This window comes from Variovorax sp. GW823-FHT04B03, assembly GCF_058796495.1.
On record NZ_JBXAIT010000009.1, the window covers coordinates 64406 to 85111 of the forward strand.

Consider the following 20706-nt stretch of genomic DNA (forward strand, 5'->3'; position numbering starts at 1 on the left):
GCCCGCCTTCACCATGACCGCGTTACTTCGCCGCCTCCACCTTCACCCGCGCATTCGGCGTCTCGCCGAACATCTCGGGCGCGTACATCGCTTCCACGCGGCTGGGCGGCAGCGCGAAGTCGCCGACGTTGTTCAGGCGCACGGTGTATTCCATCTTCACCACGCCCTTGGGCAGGTACTCGTAGTAGCTGCGGAAGGCTTCGAAGCTGCGCTCCTCGAACGCCGGCCAGCCGGCACCGCTCTTCTTCTCGCCCTGCGTGGCGATCTGCGAGTCGCGGCCCAGGCCGCTGCCCAGGATGGTGGCGCCGCCCGGGACCGGGTCGGTGATCACGACCCAGGTCATGTCGGTGCTGGCGTTGACCTCGATGTTCACGCGCAGCACGTCGCCGCGCGTGTACTTGCCGGCCACGGCCTGCTCGACCGGCGTGATGGTCTTCTTGAGCGCGTAGCCCGCCGCGAACGGCGCCTTCAGCTGCACGGCGGCCAGCGACTGCAGCGTGAACCACGGCTTGCCGGTGCCTTGCTGCGTCACCAGCAGCGTGTCGCGCACGGGCGCACCCGTGGGCGATGCGGACCAGGGCAGGAACATGGTGTTGTTGCGCAGGTTGCCCGGCGAGGCGGGCGCACCGAACATGGTGGTCTGGTTCGGGGCGCCGGTCGGGTCGCTGGCCTTCACGCGCTCCACCTTGCTCCAGTCGACCTGCGCCTTCACCGCGCCCAGCGTGGCGGCGGTGACGCCGGCCACCGGCGTGCTCTCGAACACCTTGCTGAACTTCTCCAGCGCCAGCCCGCCCCACAGGTTGGCGGTGGTGGTGTGCCAGGCGCCGTTTTGCTGGCGGCCGATGAAGCCGTTGGCGAGCTTGCCGATGTCGTCCTTCCAGGCCGGGTCGTCCATCACCGTGAGCAGCAGGCGCGCGGTGTTGACGTCGCCGTTGGTCATGAGCCACCACCAGTAGTCGTCCTGCTCGGTGCTGAAGATCAACTTGGTGCCCTGGTACGACAGCCGCGCCTTCAGCACGTTGTTGGCCTCGTCCAGGCGCTGCTGGCGCTGCGGCACGTCGTTCACGCGCTTGAGGATGTTGACCCAGTCGATCACCGCGCTGGTGGGCCACTGGTTCGGCGCGATGGTGATGCTGCCGAGCATGCTGCCCTTGGCCTTGCCATAGCGCGACAAGGCTTCGAGCGCGGCGAGCTTGCGCACGTCCAGGTCCTTGCGCGGGCTCCAGAACTCGCGCGTGACGCGGCCTTCGACGAACGCGATCAGGCCCGACTCCATCGGTGCGCGCGCGTCGTCGGCGAGCGCGAAGGCCGGGTTGAGCTGGGCCGCCTCGTGCGTGGCCGCGAGCAGGTACGACGTGAGGATGTCGCTGCCGCGGTTGGCTTCGCCGTCGCGCGGCGGGAAGTAGCTGGCCAGGCCGTCGCTGTCCAGGTAGGTGGGCAGCGTGGCCAGCACGCCCTGCCACATCTTCGCGTCGCGCAGGCCGACCGCCTTGCTGGTCTTCTGCTCGAGGCAGCTGAAGGGGTAGTTGGCGAACCAGTCGCGCACGCCCGGCAGGCCTTCGGCCAGCTTGGGTTGCAGCGACATCTTCAGGCCGCCGCGGCCGGGCAGGGCGTCGGCGGGCGGTGCCACGTCGAGCGTGAACGGCCCGTCGACCTGCACCAGCGTGGCCTGCTGCACCGTGAGCGGCACGGCGGGCACGATGCGCTGGCGCACCTTGAGCGCGTCGCGCGCGCCACCGACCGTGTCTTTCGCCTCGATCTCCCACAGGATCGCTTCGGCACGCGTCTGCGCGAGCTGCGCGGGCGCGGTCACGTTCCAGGCCACTTCACGCGATTCGCCGGCCGGAATGTCGACGGTCTGCGTTTCGAGCGTGAGCAGCGTGGCGCGCGGCGTGGCTTCCACCTTCATCGGTTTCTGCGTGGTGTTGCGCAAGGTGATCTGCGCGCGGAACTGGTCGTCCTCGCGCACCAGCGGCGGCAGGCCGCTGATGATCTGCAAATCTTGCGTGGCCTGGATGCTGGCCTGGCCGGTGCCGAACAGGCTGGTGCCCGCATCGGCCACGGCCACGATCTTGAAGGTGGTGAGCGCGTCGTTGAGCGGCACCGTCACCACGGCCTGGCCGTTGGCGTCGAGCACGATCTTCGGGTTCCACACGAGCAGGGTGTCGAGCAGTTCGCGCGTCTGGCCCTTGCCGCCGCCGCCGCCCGCGGGCACGGCCTTGCGCCCGTAGTGGCGTCGGCCGACGATTTCCATCTGCGCGGTGGAGGTGCTCACGCCCCAACTGCGCCGCTGCAGCATCGCGTTGAGCAGGTTCCAGCTGTCGTTGGGCATGAGCTCCAGCAGGGCCTGGTCGACCGCGGCCAGCGCCACTTCGGCGCCGGCGGCCGGCTTGCCGTCGGGCAGCTTGGCGGTGATGGTGACCTGCGCCTTGCTGCGGATCGGGTAGCTGGGCTTGTCGCTGGTGACGGTCACGTCGAGCTGGTGCGCGCGCGTGCCGACGCGGATCTCGGCCATGCCCAGTCGGTAGGCGGGCTTGCTCAGGTCGACCATCGCGGTGGGCGCGACGTATTCCTTGCCCTCGTACCAGAAGGCGGTCCACCACTCGCGCGGCGCCTTGAAGCCCCAGGTGAAGAAGCTGTACCACGGCACTTCGCGCAGTCGCCCGCGCAGCGCGAGCACGCTGATGTAGGCGTTCGGGCCCCACTCGGGCTTGACCTGCAACGAGACGGTCGGGTCCTTGCCGTCGAGCTGCACCACGTGCGTCTCGATGATGCCTTCGCGTTCCACCGCCACCAGCGCGGTGGCAAAGCGGAACGGGCTGCGCACCTGGAACTTGGCGACCTCGCCGGGCTGGTAGCTCTTCTTTTCGGGCAGCACGTCGATGCGGTCGTTGTCCTCGCCGCCGAACCACAGTTCGCCCTGCTTGGTCACGTAGACCGAGCTCACGGCGCTGGCGCTGCGGCCGTCGCTGTCGGTGGCGCTGGCCACCAGCTCGACCTCGCCGGCCTCCTTCAGCTCCGACTCGCACAGCAGCAGGCCGCGCGAATCGCTCTTGCCGGAGCAGACGGTGCCGATGTCCTTCGTTTCGGTCTTGTTGTCGTAGGTGTAGAAGCCGCCCACCATGCGCTTGCGGCTGGTGGTGGTGATGCGTGCCACGGCGCGCACGTTGAGCGTCACGCCGGCCTGGGGCTTGCCCGTGAGGTCGAGCGCGAGCGCCTGGAACTTGAGCTTCTGGCTGGTCGAGACCCAGCCCTCGGTCTTGATGCCGGCGATGACCGACGCGGGCCACAGCGTCTGCGTGCTGCGAATGGTCTGCACCTCGCCGTTCGGGTCGGCGTAGGTGGCTTCGAGCAGCAGCTCGCGCGCGGCCTTCACCTTGGGCACCTTGTCGATCGTGACCTTGCCGGCGCCGTCCTTGTTCAGCGTGAGCGGCAGCTTGTCGGCGATCACGCGGGTGTCGTTCACGCTGTTGAGGTCTTCCTCGCCGGCGCTCGTGTCGGCGGCGGTGGCGGCTTCGCTGCCGTCGCCGGCGGCGCGCGGCGGGTTGAAGCTGAAGGCGTCGTAGTCGGAAAAGCTCAGGCCCTTGCCGCGCACCATGGCCGACACGCGCACCGGCAGGTTGGCGGCGCCGCCGCCGGCCACGTAGTTGATCTGCACGTCGGTGGGCACGCTCGTGGCGGCCACCAGCGGCTTCTTCTCGGTGGGCGCGATGCGGCCTTCGAGCACGGGCAGTCGGAATTCCTCGACGCGGAAGATGCCGGTCGAGTAGGTGCGGTTGTTGCCTTCGTCGCTGGTGCCGTCGCCGCTGCGCAGCTCGACCTGGTACACGCCGAGCTTGGCGGCCGGCGGAATGGCAAAGCTGTTCTCTGCGCTCAGGCCGCCGGTGGCGGTCTTGCGCCAGGCCAGCGGCTGGGTGAAGCGCTGGCCGCTGCCCATGTGGGTGACGACCAGCGTGTCGGGCCGGTCTGCCGGCAGGCCGAAGCCCTTGCTGGTCTGGGTGCGCAGCAGGCTCTTCATCGACACCGTCTCGCCGGCGCGCAGCAGCGTGCGGTCGAAGATGGTGTGGGCGATGCCGTCGGGGCGCACGTCCAGGCTGGTGGGCACGTTGAAGCGCCAGGGCTCGATGCCGCGCTGCCAGTCGCTCCAGGTGAAGGCGAGGTCTTCCACGCCCTTGTCGTCCTTGGCGCGCGCGCTCACGAACCAGGCGCTGGTCTCGTACTCGTTCGGGCCGTTGCAGCTCGGTGCATCGGGCGACACGCCGTTGAGCATCACGATGCCGCTGGCGTCGGTGGTGCCGGTGGCCACGGCCTTGCCGTCGCAGCTGGACACGCGCACTTCGGCGCCCGCCACCACCTTGCCCTTGTCGAGCGTGGTGACCCAGGCCATGGAGTTCTCGCGGCCCAGCTTGAAGTGCACCGCCAGGTTGGTGGCCAGCGCGGTGGTGCGCACGTACATCGTGCGCCCGGCGTTGTAGCGTTCGTCGAGCAGGGCTTCGCCGAGTTTCTGTGACGCAATTTCAAGCACGTGGAAGCCCGGCGTCAGCGGGATGCCGACGACCTCGAAGGGGCGCGGGTCGCCGCTCTCGGCCTTGGGCATGTCCAGGGCCTTCACGCCCGGCTGGCCGCCGAGCAGCGACACCATGCGCGTCTGCACGTGCGAGCGTTCGTTCTTGTCGATCACCGGGGGCAGGGCGCCCTTCACGTCGCGGCGCGCGGTGTCGCGGCTGACCGTGTAGCTGTCGTAGCGGCGCACCTTGCGGTACCACGCGATGATCTCGGCGTCGGTCTTGGGGTTGAGGTCGCTCACCTTGCCGGGCGTGAGGGCCTGCACCATGAGTTGCGGCTCCACGCGGCGCACCGTGACCGGCATCATGGCCGGGGTGCCGGGCTCGGCCAGGCGCTCGATCACGCCGAAGGGCGAGGCCGCGAACTTGGCCAGCGGCGGCATCGCGCCGGTCGCCACCTTCAGCGGAAAGCTGCCGGGCGTGCCCAGCGCGCGGCCCGAGGCGTCCTGGAAGCCGGAAGGCAGCTCGATGCTGAACTGCGTGCTCTCGGCCAGCGGCGGGCCGAAGCTCGCGCTGTTGACCACGTCGTCGTCGTTCTGCGAGCCGCCGCCGCTTTCGAGCGTGGCCTTGATCGACTTGCCGTCGCCCTTGAGCACGATCTGCGAGGCCACCTTGCGCGTCACCGGCGCGTTGAACTGCAGCTGCATCGGGCGCAGCGGCAGGCAGGCGGCCTGCGCGTTCTCGCGCTCGCAGGTGAAGGACACGGCGAAGGGCTCGCGCACCTGGTAGTCGAAACGGCGTTCCACGTTGTTGGCGACACCCGACGGCGTGGCCACGCCCTTGCCGTAGACGACCTGCACCTTGGCGCCGGGCGTGAGCGTGCGGTTGCACTGCATCGTGATGAAGCGCAGCGGGTCTTTGGCGGCTTCCTTCTCGCGGTGGAAGGCCTTGAGCAGTTCGGTGCGCGCCTCGCCCTCGAGCAGCTTGGCCGGAATGCGTTCGCCGACGCCGTCGGCCGCGCACCAGACGTTCTGGCGCACGCTGTCGATCGTGGCCGCGCCGTTGAGCTCGAGCACGAACATCTGCTGCTCGTCGATGCGGGCGTAGGTGCCCGGCATGTAGTTGCGCACGAACGGGCCGCCGCTATTGAATTGATAGCGCTCGGGACCGGTCAGCTCGCCGCCGCCGGCCGGCTTGAAGGTGGGAACGCGGGTGACCGAGCAGCGCACGCCGGGCGGCAGGTCGTTCTCGAAGTCGTAGACCCAGGCCTTGGCGTCGGTCCAGCGGCCGGTGCCCTTGCCGGCCTGCGCGTCGGAGCAGCTCACGGTCAGCGGCGCGGGCGCCTTGGGGTCGCCGAAGTTGACCGCCGCCTGATCGAATTTGGCGACGACCTGGCGCACGCGCGCCACTTCGCCCTGCGGGGTCAGGCTGGTGATCTGAAGTGCAAAGCCCGGGCCCGCCGCGAGCGCGCCGGCGGCCAGTAGCAATGTCGGAATGAAACGGTTCACGGAGTTCTCCACCTTGAGGCAGCGCGCAGCGTAGCCGATTTGCATGGCGCTCCGGGAGTGCCAAGCGTCATAGGCCGTCCGTGTTTGAAGCGCGCGTTCGGTCGACGTACGCCGGTCTTCTTACAATCGCTGACGTCGTGCGTGCGCTGCGCAGACCGCCACCAAGACCTCGCCGCCGACCGAATGAAACGCTACTGGGAAATAGACGCCTTGCGCGGGCTGATGCTCGTGCTGATGACCGTCACCCACCTGCCCACGCGGCTGACCGATCCACTGGGCCAGCCTTTCGGCTTCGTGTCGGCCGCCGAGGGCTTCGTGCTGCTGTCGGCCTTCGTGGCGGGGCTGGTCTACAGCCGCATCGGCCACGTGCGCGGGGTCGACTCGATGCGCCAGGCCTTCTGGCGGCGCGTGCTCAAGGTCTACCTGTGCCAGGCGGCGATCCTGCTGTTTTTGTTCACCGTGATCGCCGCGCTCGGCGTGCACATCGACCAGCCGGCGGTCAAGAACCTCGTGTCGTACTACCTGGCCGAGCCGCGCGACGGCTTCCTGTTCGGGCTGCTGCTGATCTACGAGCCGCCGCTGCTGGACATCCTGCCGATGTACATCTTCTTCATGCTCATGAGCCCCTGGGTGCTGGCCTTTGCCATGCGCCACGGCTGGACGCTCGTGATGGTGGCCAGCGCCACGGTCTGGGCGATGGCGCAGTTCGGGCTCAGCGAATGGGTCTACGGGCTGGCGGTGCGCTACCTCGGCGTGCCGGTGCCGTTCCACGAGATGGGGGCCTTCAACACCTACGCCTGGCAGTTCCTGTGGTTCGCGGGCCTGTGCCTGGGCGCCAGCCGCAACGCGCCCGAGGCCCGGCCGCTGCGCTTTCCGGCCTGGCTGCTGGTGCTGGCGGCGGGCATCGCGCTGTACGGTTTCTACTGGCGCCACACCGGCATCAACGGCCAGGCGCCGTTCGGCGGCGATGTGGAAATGAACCTGCTGTTCGACAAGTGGCAGCTCGGCCCGCTGCGGATCGTGAACCTGGTGGCGCTGGGCATCCTGGCGGTGCGCTTCGGGCCCTGGCTCATGCGCAAGATCCCGCGCCTGCACTGGCTCGAGGCCATGGGCTCGGCCTCGCTGCCGGTGTTCTGCGCACATCTCGTGGCGGTGCTGCTGGTGCTGGCCTTCTATGGCGACAACCAGATGGCGCGGCCCTGGTGGGGCGACGGCCTGCTGCTGGCGGCGGTGTTTGCGGGGATGTACTTCGTGGCGCGCTTCACGCGCGGCGCCGACGTGCCGCCGCCGGCGGACGATGTGCCTTCGCAGCCGGCGCCGGCGTAGGTGTCTGCAGGGAGCACCGCTCGTTTTTTTGAGAAGAGGGGGAGGGCGATGATCGATTCCGTTGTCTGGAAACGTGCACTGGCGGCCTGCGTGCTGGCGTGGGGTGCGGCGGCGCATTCGGCCTTGCCGCAAGCAGCGCAACAGGACGTGCAACGGCGGCTGGATTGCTACGGTGCCGCCAACCCATCGGCCTGCGAAATCACGCTGGCCGACAGCGGCACCCCGTTCGGCCGCGTGTTCCGCGGCTCGGCGCTCATGATGGGCGTGGAGGTCGATGCCGCGACCCGTGCGCGCGCGATGGAAGACCTCCGCTCGGCGGCGGAGGAAGGCTATACGCCGGCCTATGAATCTCTCGCGGTCTTTCTCAGGCGCGGTGCGGGCCGAAGCGAGAGCCTGCAATGGCGCTGGCTGGCCGCTGAGCACGGCCACGCCGCTGCGGCGAAACATCTGGGCGGAAGCATCGACTTCGACGGGACAGACCGCCAATCGGCGGCCGACCGGATGTTCCTGTCGTGGGTCCACTGCCACCCCGCGTCGTTCGACAGCGACGGTCCCGTGATGAGCGAATTGAACACGGCGCGCAAGGCCTCGCCGGGCGCCGACCTGACGCAGGTGATCGCCCAGGTCCACGCGAAGCGGCTCAACGAAGCCAAGGCCAAGGCCGAGAACTTCCTGCACGGCTGCGTGCCGGGCGCCTACTACCTGGCCAGCCTGTCGCCCGACGACCAGGCCTGGGTGCGCAAGACGGTGCGCGCCCGCATGGCGCAGACGCTGAAGAACATCAAAGCGGCAGTGCGCAAGTTCCCCGACCTGGAGCTGCTCACGCTCCCCGAATACCAGGACCTGCTGCCGCCGCCCTGATCAGGGCGCGTTGGAAGGCGAGGTCGGCACCGCAGGCGGCATCGGAAGATGCGGCGCCACCACCGACTGCCACAGCCGGTAGCCCTCGTCCGTCAGGTGCAGCCGGTCGCCGCGGAACAGCTCGGGGCGCGGGCGGCCGTCCGCACCGAGCATCGGCGTGTGGATGTCGATGTACTCGCTGTTGGGCAGCAGGTTCAGGTAGGCCGAGATCACGTGGTTGGTCTCGCGGATCTGCGGCATGAGCTGCTCGCGCGACGGGCTGGGCTTGACCGAGATGAAGCTGATGCGCGCGTCGGGCAGCTCGGCGCGCACCGCGTTGGCAAAGCGCGCGAAGCTGTCCAGCACCTGCAGCGGCGTGCGGCCCTCGGCCAGGTCGTTGTCGCCCGCGTAGAGCACCACCTGCCGGGGCTTGTAGCGCACCACGAGGTCGCGCGCGAACAGGGCGCAGTCGGCCAGCGTCGAGCCGCCGAAGCCGCGGTTGACGATGCCGCCCGGCACGCGGGAAAAGTCCTGCGACAGGCGCGTCCACATGCGCACCGTGGAGCTGCCCACGAACACCACGCCGCCCGGCGCCGGAAAGCGCTCCTGGTCGGCGCGCGCGAAGGCGGCCAGTTCGTTGTGCCAGCGGGCCTTGGCGGCGAGGTAGGCGGAGGTGGTGTCGGCGGCCGTGGCGCCGTCGGCTTCGTAGGGGAAGGCGGCGGCCGCGGTCTGGGCCTGGGCGGTGAAGGCAGCGGTTGCCAGCAGCAAAGCGGCGGTGGCCGCCAGTGCGGATTTCATCGAAGGCATCGGAAAGAGAACGGAAGCGGAGAAATTCAGGACAGGGTCAGAGCGTTTTTTCGATCAGCGGGCCATGGAACAGCACCGGCCCGGTCGGGCCGCCCGCGCTCGGGACGCCGCCCTTGGGCTCCAGGCTGATCGCCAGCGCCGGCACGCGCACATCGGATGCCGAGGCGGCCAGCCGCAGCGCCGGTGCATTGTCCAGCACGCCGAGCGAGCGCGGCGCGCCGCCGGGCGGCAGGGCCCACAGCTGCAGCGACTTGTCGGCGCCTTCGCGGAAGCTGCCCACGCGCTGCAGCACGAGCTGCTTCTTCTTCGGGTCGAAGGTCACGAGCATGGAGGCGGCGGCCTTGTCGTCGGACAGCACGGCCACGTACTGCACGGCGGGCGCGTTGATCAGCTGCTCGCGCAGGTTCAGGCCCACGCCCACGGCCAGCACGGCCACGAGCGCGCCGGCCGCGGCCGCGCCGCGCCACAGCGCGAGGCTGCGCAGCCAGCCGCCGGTCGATGCAGACGCAATGGGCGCGGCGTTGTCGCGCTGCCGCTCGATAGCCTGCTGCGCCTGCTCGGCGTCGATCAGGTTGCGGATGCGGGTCCAGACGGCCGGGTCGGGCGCGACGGGCTGCTGCAGCTCGGTCATGCCGGCCAGCCGGCCCTGCCAGACCAGCGCGGCGGCGCGCACGGGCGCCTGTTCGCGCGCCAGGGTTTCGAAGCGGCGGCGGGCGCCGCCGCGCAGCGTGCCCAGCGCATGGCTGGCGGCCAGCAGTTCGAGCAGTTCGGGGTGGGCAAGGAGGTTCATGGGGCGGGTCTCGTGGTCAGGCGAAGCGGCCCATGCAGGTGCGCAGCTTCTCGAGCCCGCGCCGGATCCAGGTCTTCACGGTGCCCAGCGGCAGCTTGAGCTGTTCGGCCAGTTCGCCGTGGCTCATCTCGCGCAGGTAGGCCAGGCTGACCACCTCGCGCTGGCGGCCCTCGAGCTGGCTCAGGCACTGGTGCAGCGCCCAGGCCTGCTCGCTCGCATCGGCCATGTCGGCCGGGTTGGGCGCGTCGGATTCGAAGGTGTCGGCCATCAGCTCGTCGAACTCCTGCGTGAGCTGGGCGCGGTCGGCGGTGCGGCGGCGCAGCAGGTCGAGCGAGCGGCTGCGCACGATGAGCCCCAGCCAGGCCAGCGGCGGACTCAGCGAGGCGCGGTAGTCGCCGGCCACGCGCCAGATGGTGAGGAAGGACTCCTGCAGCACGTCTTCGGCCCACTCGCGCTGGCGCACCACCCGCATCGCCAGCCCCATGAGGCGGGGCGCGGTGCGGTCGTACAGCTGTCGCAGGGCGGCTTCGTCGCGATGGCCGATCCGGTCGATCAGCGCCATCAGTTCGGCGTCGGGGCTGGGTGCGGTCATCGGCGGATTGTGGGGCATCGGTGCGCATGCCCGAGGTACGGCCCGGCGGCGCGGGCGGATTCAGCGCGGCCGGTCTGAATCCAACGGGCGTCGGGCTGCGTACACGGGGCAGGGGGCGTCGACATGCAGAACTCCAGACGGCGGCTCTTTCTTTTTCACCACCGATCCGACACCGAGGAAACGACCATGCACATCCGCACCCTGACCGTCCTGGCTTCCACCACCGCAGCGGCGCTTGGCCTGGCCGCCTGTTCCGGCATGGGCGCCAAGCCCATGCCGGTGTTTTCGCAGGCCAGCCTGCCCGACGCCGTGAAGGTGCCCGCCGGCCACCGCGTGGCCATGGAAACCGTGGGCGCGGGCGACATCACCTACGAATGCCGCGCCAAGGCCAACACGCCGGGCGCGCACGAGTGGGTCTTCGTCGGCCCCGACGCCAAACTGATGGACCGCGCCGGCAGGCAGGTCGGCAAGTACTACGGCCCGCCCGCCACCTGGGAGAACGCGGACGGCTCGAAGGTCACGGCCACGCAGGTGGCGGTGGCGCCGAACGGCACCGGCAACATTCCCCACCAATTGGTGAAGGCCAACCCCGCCACCGGCATGGGCGCCATGCAGGGCGTGAGCTACATCCAGCGCGTGGCCACGCAGGGCGGCGTGGCCCCCGCCGCCGCCTGCGGCGCCACGAACATGGGCCAGAAACAGGTCGTGAAGTACCAGGCCGACTACATCTTCTACCGCGCCAGCTGACGCGTTAAGCGCCCTCATCCCGCCGCCGTTTGGAAACATTCGGCAACGTATACTGCGCCGCAAAACGGAGCGGGACCGCGTGCGCGCGGGGGCGGGAATGAAGCAAATTGCGATCGTGATCGCGCTCTGCGTGGGCGCGTGGTACTTCTTTATCGGCGGCCGCAAGCTCGACGAGGCCATGGCGCGCGACTACTACCGCAAGGAAGCGCACGCCATCTATTCGCGCGATGCGCAGGCGCTGTGCAAGCAGCTCAGCCGCAAGGCTGTGATCGAGAGCAAGGTCACGATGATGGGCCGCACCGTCGAGAGCAGCCACAACCGCGAGGAAGCCTGCGAGGCGGTCGAGAAGACCTTCGAGCTGTTCCGCACCGTGGGCGACCGCATGGGCGGCATCCTCACCATCGAGTACGAGTACCACATCGATGCCGTCGAGGTGGCCACCGACCGCAAGAGCGCCGTCGTCACGGGCACCAGCGTGCTCAAGATGGGCGAGGCCGCGCTCCAGTACAAGACCAGTTTCAGCCAGCGCCTGGAGCGCGAGCTCGGCCAGATGCGCCTCGTGCATTCCAGCGACGCCACGGTCGTGCGCATGGGCGGCGCGGGCGCCATGAGCCAGAGCGACTTCTTCCGCAAGTAGCCGCAGCAGCCGCACCACAGGCCCCGCCATGATCGACCGCGACTCCCTGCCGCCGCCCCCGCCGTTCTGGCACCGCCTCAACAGCTTCTTCGCCTTTCCGCTCCAGCTGCGGCCACTGGCCTACGGCCTGGTGCTGTCGTTCTGCAGCCTGCTGTTCGAGGCCGTGTTCTTCCTGCCCGATGCGCTGGCCTTCGTCGTCATCGAGGTCGGCATCATCCTGGCGGCCAGCCGCTACGGCTTCAAGGTCATTGCGCTGGGCGCGCGCGGCATCCGCGACTCGGCCGACTTCGGGCGCGAGTCGAGCGACGAGTGGACCTACCTGCCGTGGAAGCTCTTCGCCATCTCGCTGGTGCAGACGATGCTCATCGGCTGGCTCGCCTGGTACGAGCCGGTGCTGGGCACGGTGGGCCTCTTCATCATGTCCTTCACCTTCCCGGCGGCGGTGATCGTGCTGGTGCAGTCGGGCAGCTTCTTCCAGGCCATGAACCCGGGCTACGTGATGGACGCGATGCGCACCATCGGCTGGCCTTATGCGCTGCTGTGCTTCTTCCTGTTCCTGCTGAGCACGGGCGCGCAGGTGGCGATCTCGATGGTGCTGCCGGTGTTCGACGGGCGCATCGTGCTGCCGATCGTCAACTTCGCGTTCATCTACTTCGGCTGGGTGATGGCGAGCCTCCTGGGCTACGTGATGTACCAGCACCACGACGCCTTCGGCATCGACCTCGTGCCCGGCGCGGGCGCCGACATCGGTGCACCAGTCGACCGCCGCACGCCCGCGCAAATCGCCGCGCAGCGCACCGACGCCGAGGTGGCGCAGTGCATCACCGACGGCGACCTGGCCGCCGCGCTGGGCATCGCCTACGAGGCGCAGCGCACCGCCGACGCCGACGACCTGGCCGCGCAGCGCCGCTACCACCGCGTGCTGGCGCTCATGCCCGAAAAGAAGGACACGCTGTTCGACCACGCGCGTCGTTTCATTCCACTGCTGATGCGGCGCGACCTCACATCGGACGCGCTGAAGGTCTTCAAGGCCTGCCGCGCGATCGACAAGAGCTTCGTGATTGACGACCCGGCCATGGTCATCGCCATGGCCCGCGCCGAATGGCGCGGCGGCGACGCGCACGGCACGCTGGCGCTGCTGTCGGGCTTCGACAAGCGCTTCCGCGGCCACGCGGCGATCCCGCAGGCCTACGAACTCGCGGCCCGCGTGCTGGTGCAGGGGCTGGGCCGCGCGGACATGGCGCAGCCGATCCTCACGACGCTCGAGGCCCGCTACCCCGAGAGCGAGCAGACGCAGGAAGTGCGCTGGCTGCTGCGGCCGGCGGCCTGAGGGAGGGCCGGCCCGCGGATCAGGGCAAAATTCCGCACGCCGCGCCGGCCGGACCTGCGGACCTGCCTCCCATGCCGCCCCTTTCGCCCGAACCGTCTCTTCCTGCTTCCTCTTCTTCTGCATCGCCGGCGCGTTCCCGCCGCCGCGCGCTGGTGGCCTGGGCGGGCGCCGTCGCGCTGGCGCTGCTGCTGATCGCCGTGGCCGGCCAGTGGGCCGCGCGGCGCGAGGCGAACTTCCAGGCCGACTCGATCCGCCGCGCCATGGAAGTGCACGTGCTCGGCCTGCGCGACGCCGCCGGCAAGTACGGCTACCTGCCGTTCACCGCCGGCATGCACCCCGACGTGCTGGCCGTGCTGGCCCACCCGCAGGACCCCGCCGCGCGGCAGCGCGCCAACCACCACATCGAGGAGGTGAACCGCCTCGCGGGCTCCGACGCGCTGTACCTCACCGACCCGCAGGGCCTCACGCTGGCCGCGAGCAACTGGGCCACGCCGCAGAGCTTCGTGGGCGAGTCGTACGCCAACCGGCCGTACTTTCTCGACGCGCGGGCCGGGCGGCGCGGCCTGTTCTACGGCGTGGGCCAGACCACGGGCGAGCCGGGGCTGTTCATGTCGGCACCGGTACGCGCCGAGGGCGGCGGCGAGGTGCTGGGCGTGGTCACCGTCAAGGTCAGCCTGCGCCAGCTGCACGACGCCTGGGCCTTCGTGCGCGATCCGATCCTGCTGACCGACGCGCGCGGCATCGTGTTCCTGAGTTCGGTGCCGGGCTGGATGTACCAGGCCACGCGGGCGCTGAGCCCCGCCGACCTGGCCGGCATCGAGCACGACCAGCAGTATGGCGCGCGCACCCGCTTCGCGCCGCTGCCCTGGCGTGTCGAGCACCTCGAGGGCGCGCCGGGCTACCTGGTGCGCACCACGGTCGGCGGCAAGGCGCGCCGTTTTCTCGCTGTGGACGAGCCCTTGCCCGACCTGGGCTGGACCCTGACGGTGATGGCCGACCACGCCGAAGTCACCCGCGCGCGCGAGCGCACCTGGATGCTCGGCCTGCTGGGCGCCGGCGTGCTGCTGCTGGGCGCGCTGTACTGGCGGCTGCGCGAGCGCCGCTTCGCCGAGCAGCGCGACGCGCGGCGCGACCTGGAACTGCGCGTGCGCGAGCGCACCCACGAGCTGGACCAGGCCCACGCCTTTCGCAAGGCGATGGAAGACTCGCTGCTGGTCGGCATGCGCGCGCGCGACCTGCAGGGCCGCATCATCTACGTCAACCCGGCCTTCTGCGAGATGACCGGCTACGGCGCCGACGAGCTGCTGGGGCGGCTGCCGCCGTACCCCTACTGGCACCCCGACGACGTGACGCAGCACTGGTTCCACTACGAGGCCATGATGAGCGGGCAGCCTGCGCGCTCGGGCTTCGAGTCGCGCCTGCGGCACCGCGACGGGCACGAGGTCATCACCATGGTCTACACCGCGCGGCTCATCGACGCCGACGGCCGCCACAGCGGCTGGATGAGCTCGGTGGTCGACATCACCGAGCAGAAGCGCGCCGAGCTGCGCCAGCGCCAGAACGACGAGCAGCTGCAGCACGCGCAGCGCCTGGCCAGCCTGGGCGAGATGGCCTCCACGCTGGCGCACGAACTCAACCAGCCGCTGATGGCGCTGAGCAACTTCGCCAGCGCCGCCAAGGCCTTCGCCGCGCAGGGCAACCAGCCGCTGCTGGCCAGCAGCCTGGACGAGACCGTGGCGCAGGCCAAGCGCAGTGCCGAGATCGTGCGGCGCATCCGCGGCTTCGTGCGCCAGCGCACCGCCGGCACCGAAGACTGCGTGGTGGCCGCGCTGGTGGCCAATGCGCTGGCGCTGTTGCAGGGCGAGATGCGCCAGCGGCAGGTGCGCGCCGAGGTGCGCATTCCGCCCGCACTGCCGCCGGTGCGCGGCGACCGCGTGCTGCTCGAGCAGGTGCTGCTGAACCTGCTGTCCAACAGCCTGCAGGCGATGCAGCAGGGCACGCCGCCCGAGCGGCGCGTGGTCGAGGTCGAGGCCGAGCTGCGCGAAGGCCGCGTGCACATCCGCATCGCCGACCACGGCCCCGGCATCGACGCCGCGCTGGCCGAGCAGGTCTTCGCGCCCTTCTTCACCACCAAGGCCGGCGGGCTCGGGCTGGGCCTGAACATCTGCCGCACCATCGTGGAGGCCCACCGCGGCCGGCTGTCCTTTGCCGACCGGCCCGGCGGCGGCACGGTCTTCACCCTCGAACTGGAGGCTTCCCCGTGAACGCACCCCTGCTTGCCAACCACCTGTGCGTCGTCGACGACGACGAGGCCGTGCGCCGCTCCCTGGGCCTGCTGCTGCTGTCGCGCGGCCATGCGGTGCAGGCCTTTGCCTCGGGCGAGGCCTTCCTGGCCGGCGCCGACCTGCAGCGCCCGGGCTGCGCCATCCTCGACCTGCGCATGGAGGGCATGAGCGGGCTGCAGGTGTTCGACGCGCTGCGCGCGCAGGACAGCCCGCTGGTCGTGATCTTCCTGTCCGGGCACGGCGACATCCCGATGGCGGTCGAGGCGGTGCAGAACGGCGCCTTCGGCTGGCTGGAAAAGCCCTGCAACGACGAGCGCCTGCTCGACAGCATCGCCAAGGCGTTGCAGAAAGCCGAAGAGATTGCCGTGCGCCGCCAGGCCCGGCAGGCCGCGCAGGCGCTGTGGGCCAAGCTCACGCCGCGCGAGATGCAGGTCGCCCGGCTCGTGGCCGAAGGCCTGCCCAACAAGCGCATCGCGCAGGAACTGGCGCCGCTGGAGCTGCGCACGGTGGAAACGCACCGGGCGCACATGTTCGCGAAGTTGGGCTTTTCGAGCAGCCTGGAGCTGGATCGCTTCCTGCGCGAGCACGGGCTGTAGTTCTGTTCGGGGCGCGTGCCCAGGCCACCGGGTACTTCCCTCCGCGAATGTCCCCCGCCTTCGGCTCCTCCTTGATTTCGCTGCGGGAAGCACCCGGTGGCCTGGGCACAGGGCACGCTGTGGGTGCTCGCCGATCAACGACTGCACTGAACACGCTCACGCCGATGGGGCGCCTTGCGCAGCGAAATCAAGGAGGAGGGCGAAGCCCGGGGGACATTCGCGGAGCAAGGTGCCCCATCGGCGGGAGCGTCGCCCTGAAGGCGCCCCAACCTCTGGCTAGAATTTAGGGTTTACCCCTGCGTACCGGTACGCAGTCCCGCGGCGGGGGCCCTACGGACGACAGCGCGCCCCCGGCGGACCAGACTCCCCGGCACGGCTTTCCGCGGGCTTCGCGGGGGCTGCAGCCAGAGACAAGGACCCCCCGCATGACCGCCATTGCCAGCAGCAGCACGAGCGCCGGCGCTTCCAGCCCGGACGCGACCCGCGACACCACCCCCTACACCTTCGAGGAAAAGCGCAAGCGCATCTTCGCCATCTTTGCCGCTTCGTCCGGCAACCTGGTGGAGTGGTTCGACTTCTACGTCTACGCCTTCTGCGCGATCTACTTCGCGCCCTCGTTCTTCCCCAAGTCGGACCCGACGGTCCAGCTGCTGAACACCGCCGGCGTGTTCGCCGCCGGCTTCCTGATGCGCCCGATCGGCGGCTGGCTGTTCGGCCGGCTGGCCGACCGCAAGGGCCGCAAGACCTCGATGGTGACCTCGGTCGTCATGATGTGCGTCGGCTCGCTGGTCATTGCCTGCCTGCCCACCTACGCCCAGATCGGCGCCTGGGCGCCCGCGCTGCTGCTGGCTGCGCGCCTGCTGCAGGGCCTGTCGGTCGGTGGCGAGTACGGCACCACGGCCACCTACATGAGCGAAGTGGCCATGCGCGGCCAGCGCGGCTTCTTCTCGTCGTTCCAGTACGTCACGCTGATCGGCGGCCAGCTGCTGGCCGTGGTGGCCGTGGTGGTGCTGCAGCAGCTGCTCACCGAGGCCGAGCTCAAGGCCTGGGGCTGGCGCATTCCCTTCGTGCTGGGTGCCCTGGCCGCCGTCGTGGCGCTGATGCTGCGCCGCACGCTGACCGAAACGGCCAGCACCAAGACCCGCGCCGCCAAGGGCGCCGGCAGCGTCGCCGAGCTGTTCAAGCACCACAAGCGCGCCTTCCTCGTCGTGCTGGGTTACACGGCCGGCGGCTCGCTGATCTTCTACACCTTCACCACCTACATGCAGAAGTACCTGGTGAATTCGGCCGGCATGTCGATCAAGACCGCCAGCAACGTGATGACGGCGTGCCTCTTCCTGTACATGTGCATGCAGCCGCTGTTCGGCGCGCTGTCGGACCGCATCGGCCGGCGCAGCAACATGCTGCTGTTCGGCGCCCTGGGCGCGCTGATGACGGTGCCCGTGCTGAGCAACCTGCAAAACGTGAGCAGCCCGCTGATGGCCGGCGTGCTGATCACGCTGGCGCTGGCGGTGGTGAGCTTCTACACCTCGATCAGCGGCATCGTGAAGGCCGAGATGTTCCCGCCCGAAGTGCGCGCGCTGGGCGTGGGCCTGTCGTACGCGGTGGGCAACGCCATCTTCGGCGGCAGCGCCGAGTACGTGGCGCTGGGCCTGAAGTCGATCGGCCACGAGTCGTACTTCTACTGGTACGTGACGGCGATGATGGGTGTGGCCTTCCTGGTCAGCCTGCTGCTGCCGAAGCAGGCCACCTACCTGCACAACGACAAGTAAGCGCAGCGCCGCTTCATCAACGAACCCGGCCTCGCGCCGGGTTTTTTACGTGCGCTGCAAGGCGCGCGTGACCATGTCGTTGGGCGCCAGCCGCAGCAGGTGCGGCAGCAGGCCCAGGGCGCGATCGCGTTCGCCCGCGTGCAGCAGCCCGTTGGCGCACACCGAGAGCGTGTCGGCCAGCTCGGGGTGGTCGGGCGCGGTCTTCAGCAGGATGCGGCAGAGCTTGTCGGCGTCGCCGAACTGGCGGATGCGCGCGAAGCGGCGCGCCAGCCGGGCCATGTCGTCGGGCTTCAGGCGCACGCCGGGTTTGGCCTGGTCGAGGTAGGTCGTGAAGCTGGCGTGCTGCAGCGCCAGCGTGTCGGCGTCGGTGGCGGGCAGGCGGAAGATGCGGCGCGCGGCCTGGTGGAAGTCGTCGCTGGCGGGCTGCAGGCGCGCGGTGTGGAACCAGGCGCGCAGCGTGTCGGTGTCGCCGGGGCGCAGGGCGGCGGCGGCGCGCCATTCAACGCACGCGGGCTCGAACTTCATGGCCGCCGACAGCTTGCGCGCGGCGGCCACGTGCTGCGCGAAGCGGTGGTCGTCGGTCACCATTTCCGACTTCACGGTCTCGGGCGTCTTCACGCGGCCCAGCCACATCGCGCCGGCCATCAGCGCGGCGCCCGTCAGCAGGCCGCCCAGGTGGGCCATGTAGGCGATGCCCTGGCCGCCGATCCAGTGTTGCACCAGCTCGTTGACGATCCAGGCCGGCAGCAAGAGCAGGGCGGGCGCCGTGACGTAGTTGAAATAGAAGAACAGCTGGTAGAAAAAGCGGATGCGCCGCAGCCGGTACATCACGGCGTACATGCCCATCAGTGCCGAGATCGCGCCGGAGGCGCCCAGCCCGTAGCCGCCCTTGCCCGCATAGGCCCAGCCGGCCAGCAGCGCGGAGCCCACGCCGCCCAGCAGGTAGAAGCTCAGGTAGGTGCCGCGCCCCAGCGCCAGCTCGACCGAGAAGCCGAACAGGAAGAGGAACAGCATGTTGCCCAGCAGGTGGCCCGTGCTGCCGTGCAGGAAAGTGGCGGTGAGCCAGGTCCAGGGCTTGAACTCGGCGTCCTTGCCGTAGTCCTGCGACCAGCGCGCGGTGAACGGCGCGGGCAGCATCGCCTCGTACTGGCGGCGGTCGCGCTGCCATTCGTCGAAGCGCGGATTCGCGGGCGTCACGACCTGGTCGGCGCGCAGTTTCTTCAGGAAAGGCTGGTCGTTCTGCAGGCCTTCGAGCAGCTGCGGGTAGGCCTCTTCATGCGCCAGCATGCGGCGCGCCAGCTTGCCGCGCTTGGGGTCGGTCTTTTCGAGCCACTCGACGAAGGGCGGCAGCTCCAGTTCGGGCAGCACGCTCTGCACGTAGAACTGCGCGGCGCGCTCGCGGCCGTTGTCTTCGCTGCGCTGCGGCCCCCAGAACACGAGCATGTTCAGGAGGATCAGCAGCACCGTCATCCACGGCGGGTTGCGCCAGCTCGGCCTGTTTTCGAGCGGGATGGCGTAGAACATGAAGTGCGGCCCTCGGTGGCGTGGCCGCGGGCTTCAGCCCAGGCGCGCGCGGTGGCGGGCGACTTGGGCCTTCACTTGCACGGGCGCGGTGCCGCCCAGCACGTTGCGGGCGTTGAGCGAGCCGCGCAGGCTCAGCACGTCGTACACGTCTTTTTCGATGTTCGGGTTGAACTGCTGCAGCACCGCCAGCGGCAGCTCCGACAGGTCGACCTGGTGCGAGGTGGCGGCCTTCACGGCGTGGGCCACGGTTTCGTGCGCGTCGCGGAAGGGCAGGCCCTTCTTCACGAGGTAGTCGGCCAGGTCGGTGGCGGTGGCGTAGCCGCGCAGCGCGGCGGCCTCCATGGCCTGCGGCTTCACGGTGATGCCGCCGATCATCTCGGCAAAGATGCGCAGGGTGTCCTTGAGCGTGTCGACGGTGTCGAACAGCGGCTCCTTGTCTTCCTGGTTGTCCTTGTTGTAGGCCAGCGGCTGGCCCTTCATGAGCGTGATCAGCGCCATCAGGTGGCCGACCACGCGGCCGGTCTTGCCGCGCGCCAGCTCGGGCACGTCGGGGTTCTTCTTCTGCGGCATGATCGACGAGCCGGTGGTGAAGCGGTCGGCGATGTTGATGAAGCCGAAGTTCTGGCTCATCCAGATGATGAGTTCTTCGCTCAGGCGGCTCACGTGCACCATGCACAGGCTGGCGGCGGCGGTGAACTCGATCGCGAAGTCGCGGTCGCTCACGGCGTCCAGGCTGTTCTGGCAGACGCTGTCCATCTTCAAGGTGCGCGCCACGAGCTCGCGGTCCAGCGGGTAGCTGGTGCCGGCCAGGGCGGCGGCGCCCAGCGGCAGGCGGTTGACGCGCTTGCGCACCTCGCCCATGCGCTCGGCGTCGCGGCTGAACATTTCCACGTAGGCCAGCATGTGGTGGCCGAAGCTCACGGGCTGGGCCACCTGCAGGTGGGTGAAGCCGGGCAGGATCACCTCGACGTTCTTCTCGGCGATGTCGACCAGCGCCTTCTGCAGCTCGACCAGCAGGTCGCCGATGAGGTCGATCTCGCCGCGCAGCCACAGGCGCACGTCGGTGGCGACCTGGTCGTTGCGGCTGCGGCCGGTGTGCAGGCGCTTGCCGGCGTCGCCCACGAGCTGGGTCAGGCGGGCCTCGATGTTCAGGTGCACGTCCTCGAGGTCGAGCTTCCATTCGAAGCTGCCGGCCTCGATCTCGCCGCGGATCTGCGCCATGCCGCGCTCGATGGCGGCGTGGTCCTGCACGCTGATGATGCCCTGGGCCGCGAGCATGCCGGCGTGCGCCAGCGAGCCCTCGATGTCGGCTTGCCACAGGCGCTTGTCGAAGAAGACGCTGGAGGTGTAGCGCTTCACCAGGTCGCTCATCGGTTCGGAGAACAGGGCCGACCAGGCTTCGGATTTCTTGTCGAGTTGGTTTTGGGTCATGGGAGCCGTCCAGGAA

At 69.6% G+C, this 20706-nt stretch carries 14 protein-coding genes; 8 read left to right on the forward strand and 6 right to left on the reverse strand.

The window, feature by feature from the left end:
* Positions 1-22: 22 nt before the first annotated feature.
* Positions 23-6013 (reverse strand): alpha-2-macroglobulin family protein, encoded by a 5991-nt coding sequence (locus tag AC1RAD_RS30690; protein ID WP_492738986.1) that lies wholly within the window; start codon positions 6011-6013, stop codon positions 23-25.
* A gap of 183 nt (positions 6014-6196) precedes the next feature.
* Between AC1RAD_RS30690 and opgC the strand changes: the two genes are divergently transcribed.
* Positions 6197-7339 (forward strand): OpgC domain-containing protein, encoded by a 1143-nt coding sequence (gene opgC / locus AC1RAD_RS30695; protein WP_492738885.1) that lies wholly within the window; start codon positions 6197-6199, stop codon positions 7337-7339.
* 48 nt (positions 7340-7387) lie between these two features.
* Complete coding sequence (locus AC1RAD_RS30700) at positions 7388-8200, forward strand: hypothetical protein (protein WP_492738886.1); 813 nt, start codon at positions 7388-7390, stop codon at positions 8198-8200.
* Here AC1RAD_RS30700 and AC1RAD_RS30705 read toward each other — a convergent pair whose 3' ends face one another.
* The 3 genes from AC1RAD_RS30705 to AC1RAD_RS30715 are packed head-to-tail and all read right to left on the reverse strand — an operon-like array spanning position 8201 to position 10368.
* Positions 8201-8977, reverse strand: coding sequence for an SGNH/GDSL hydrolase family protein (locus AC1RAD_RS30705; RefSeq protein ID WP_492738887.1), 777 nt, complete (start codon positions 8975-8977; stop codon positions 8201-8203). It lies immediately after the preceding gene.
* 46 nt (positions 8978-9023) lie between these two features.
* Positions 9024-9776: an anti-sigma factor gene (locus tag AC1RAD_RS30710; protein WP_492738889.1), complete on the reverse strand. Its 753-nt coding sequence runs from the start codon at positions 9774-9776 to the stop codon at positions 9024-9026.
* A gap of 16 nt (positions 9777-9792) precedes the next feature.
* Positions 9793-10368, reverse strand: a complete 576-nt coding sequence (locus AC1RAD_RS30715) for an RNA polymerase sigma factor (protein WP_492738891.1) — start codon at positions 10366-10368, stop codon at positions 9793-9795.
* A gap of 186 nt (positions 10369-10554) precedes the next feature.
* On the opposite strand from AC1RAD_RS30715, the gene AC1RAD_RS30720 reads away from it, so the two are divergent.
* The 6 genes from AC1RAD_RS30720 (at position 10555) to AC1RAD_RS30745 (ending at position 17735) form a co-directional block, all read left to right on the forward strand.
* Complete coding sequence (locus tag AC1RAD_RS30720) at positions 10555-11115, forward strand: DUF3455 domain-containing protein (protein ID WP_492738893.1); 561 nt, start codon at positions 10555-10557, stop codon at positions 11113-11115.
* Positions 11116-11212: 97 nt separating this feature from the next.
* Positions 11213-11752, forward strand: coding sequence for a hypothetical protein (locus tag AC1RAD_RS30725; protein ID WP_354342697.1), 540 nt, complete (start codon positions 11213-11215; stop codon positions 11750-11752).
* Between the two features lie 28 nt (positions 11753-11780).
* Complete coding sequence (locus AC1RAD_RS30730; protein WP_492738895.1) at positions 11781-13082, forward strand: hypothetical protein; 1302 nt, start codon at positions 11781-11783, stop codon at positions 13080-13082.
* 71 nt (positions 13083-13153) lie between these two features.
* Positions 13154-15346, forward strand: coding sequence for an ATP-binding protein (locus AC1RAD_RS30735; protein WP_492738897.1), 2193 nt, complete (start codon positions 13154-13156; stop codon positions 15344-15346).
* Entirely contained in the window at positions 15343-15963 is a 621-nt protein-coding gene (locus tag AC1RAD_RS30740) for a response regulator transcription factor (protein ID WP_056572153.1), read from the forward strand. The genes AC1RAD_RS30735 and AC1RAD_RS30740 overlap by 4 nt, the downstream gene beginning before the upstream one ends.
* Positions 15964-16388: 425 nt before the next feature.
* Complete coding sequence (locus AC1RAD_RS30745) at positions 16389-17735, forward strand: MFS family transporter (protein WP_095949595.1); 1347 nt, start codon at positions 16389-16391, stop codon at positions 17733-17735.
* Between the two features lie 45 nt (positions 17736-17780).
* Here AC1RAD_RS30745 and AC1RAD_RS30750 read toward each other — a convergent pair whose 3' ends face one another.
* Positions 17781-19259 (reverse strand): rhomboid family intramembrane serine protease, encoded by a 1479-nt coding sequence (locus AC1RAD_RS30750; RefSeq protein WP_492738899.1) that lies wholly within the window; start codon positions 19257-19259, stop codon positions 17781-17783.
* Between the two features lie 33 nt (positions 19260-19292).
* A complete protein-coding gene (gene argH / locus AC1RAD_RS30755) occupies positions 19293-20690 on the reverse strand; it encodes an argininosuccinate lyase (RefSeq protein WP_095746486.1) in 1398 nt (465 codons plus the stop codon).
* Between the last annotated feature and the right edge of the window lie 16 nt (positions 20691-20706).

What these genes read in the sequence shown, in the direction of transcription:
- opgC (WP_492738885.1), top strand. Translation starts at nt 6,197, where the DNA reads ATGAAACGCTACTGGGAAATAGACGCCTTGCGCGGGCTGATGCTCGTG.
- AC1RAD_RS30710 (WP_492738889.1), bottom strand. Translation starts at nt 9,776, where the DNA reads ATGAACCTCCTTGCCCACCCCGAACTGCTCGAACTGCTGGCCGCCAGC.
- AC1RAD_RS30700 (WP_492738886.1), top strand. Translation starts at nt 7,388, where the DNA reads ATGATCGATTCCGTTGTCTGGAAACGTGCACTGGCGGCCTGCGTGCTG.
- AC1RAD_RS30720 (WP_492738893.1), top strand. Translation starts at nt 10,555, where the DNA reads ATGCACATCCGCACCCTGACCGTCCTGGCTTCCACCACCGCAGCGGCG.
- argH (WP_095746486.1), bottom strand. Translation starts at nt 20,690, where the DNA reads ATGACCCAAAACCAACTCGACAAGAAATCCGAAGCCTGGTCGGCCCTG.
- AC1RAD_RS30750 (WP_492738899.1), bottom strand. Translation starts at nt 19,259, where the DNA reads ATGTTCTACGCCATCCCGCTCGAAAACAGGCCGAGCTGGCGCAACCCG.
- AC1RAD_RS30745 (WP_095949595.1), top strand. Translation starts at nt 16,389, where the DNA reads ATGACCGCCATTGCCAGCAGCAGCACGAGCGCCGGCGCTTCCAGCCCG.
- AC1RAD_RS30725 (WP_354342697.1), top strand. Translation starts at nt 11,213, where the DNA reads ATGAAGCAAATTGCGATCGTGATCGCGCTCTGCGTGGGCGCGTGGTAC.
- AC1RAD_RS30735 (WP_492738897.1), top strand. Translation starts at nt 13,154, where the DNA reads ATGCCGCCCCTTTCGCCCGAACCGTCTCTTCCTGCTTCCTCTTCTTCT.
- AC1RAD_RS30715 (WP_492738891.1), bottom strand. Translation starts at nt 10,368, where the DNA reads ATGACCGCACCCAGCCCCGACGCCGAACTGATGGCGCTGATCGACCGG.
- AC1RAD_RS30705 (WP_492738887.1), bottom strand. Translation starts at nt 8,977, where the DNA reads ATGAAATCCGCACTGGCGGCCACCGCCGCTTTGCTGCTGGCAACCGCT.
- AC1RAD_RS30730 (WP_492738895.1), top strand. Translation starts at nt 11,781, where the DNA reads ATGATCGACCGCGACTCCCTGCCGCCGCCCCCGCCGTTCTGGCACCGC.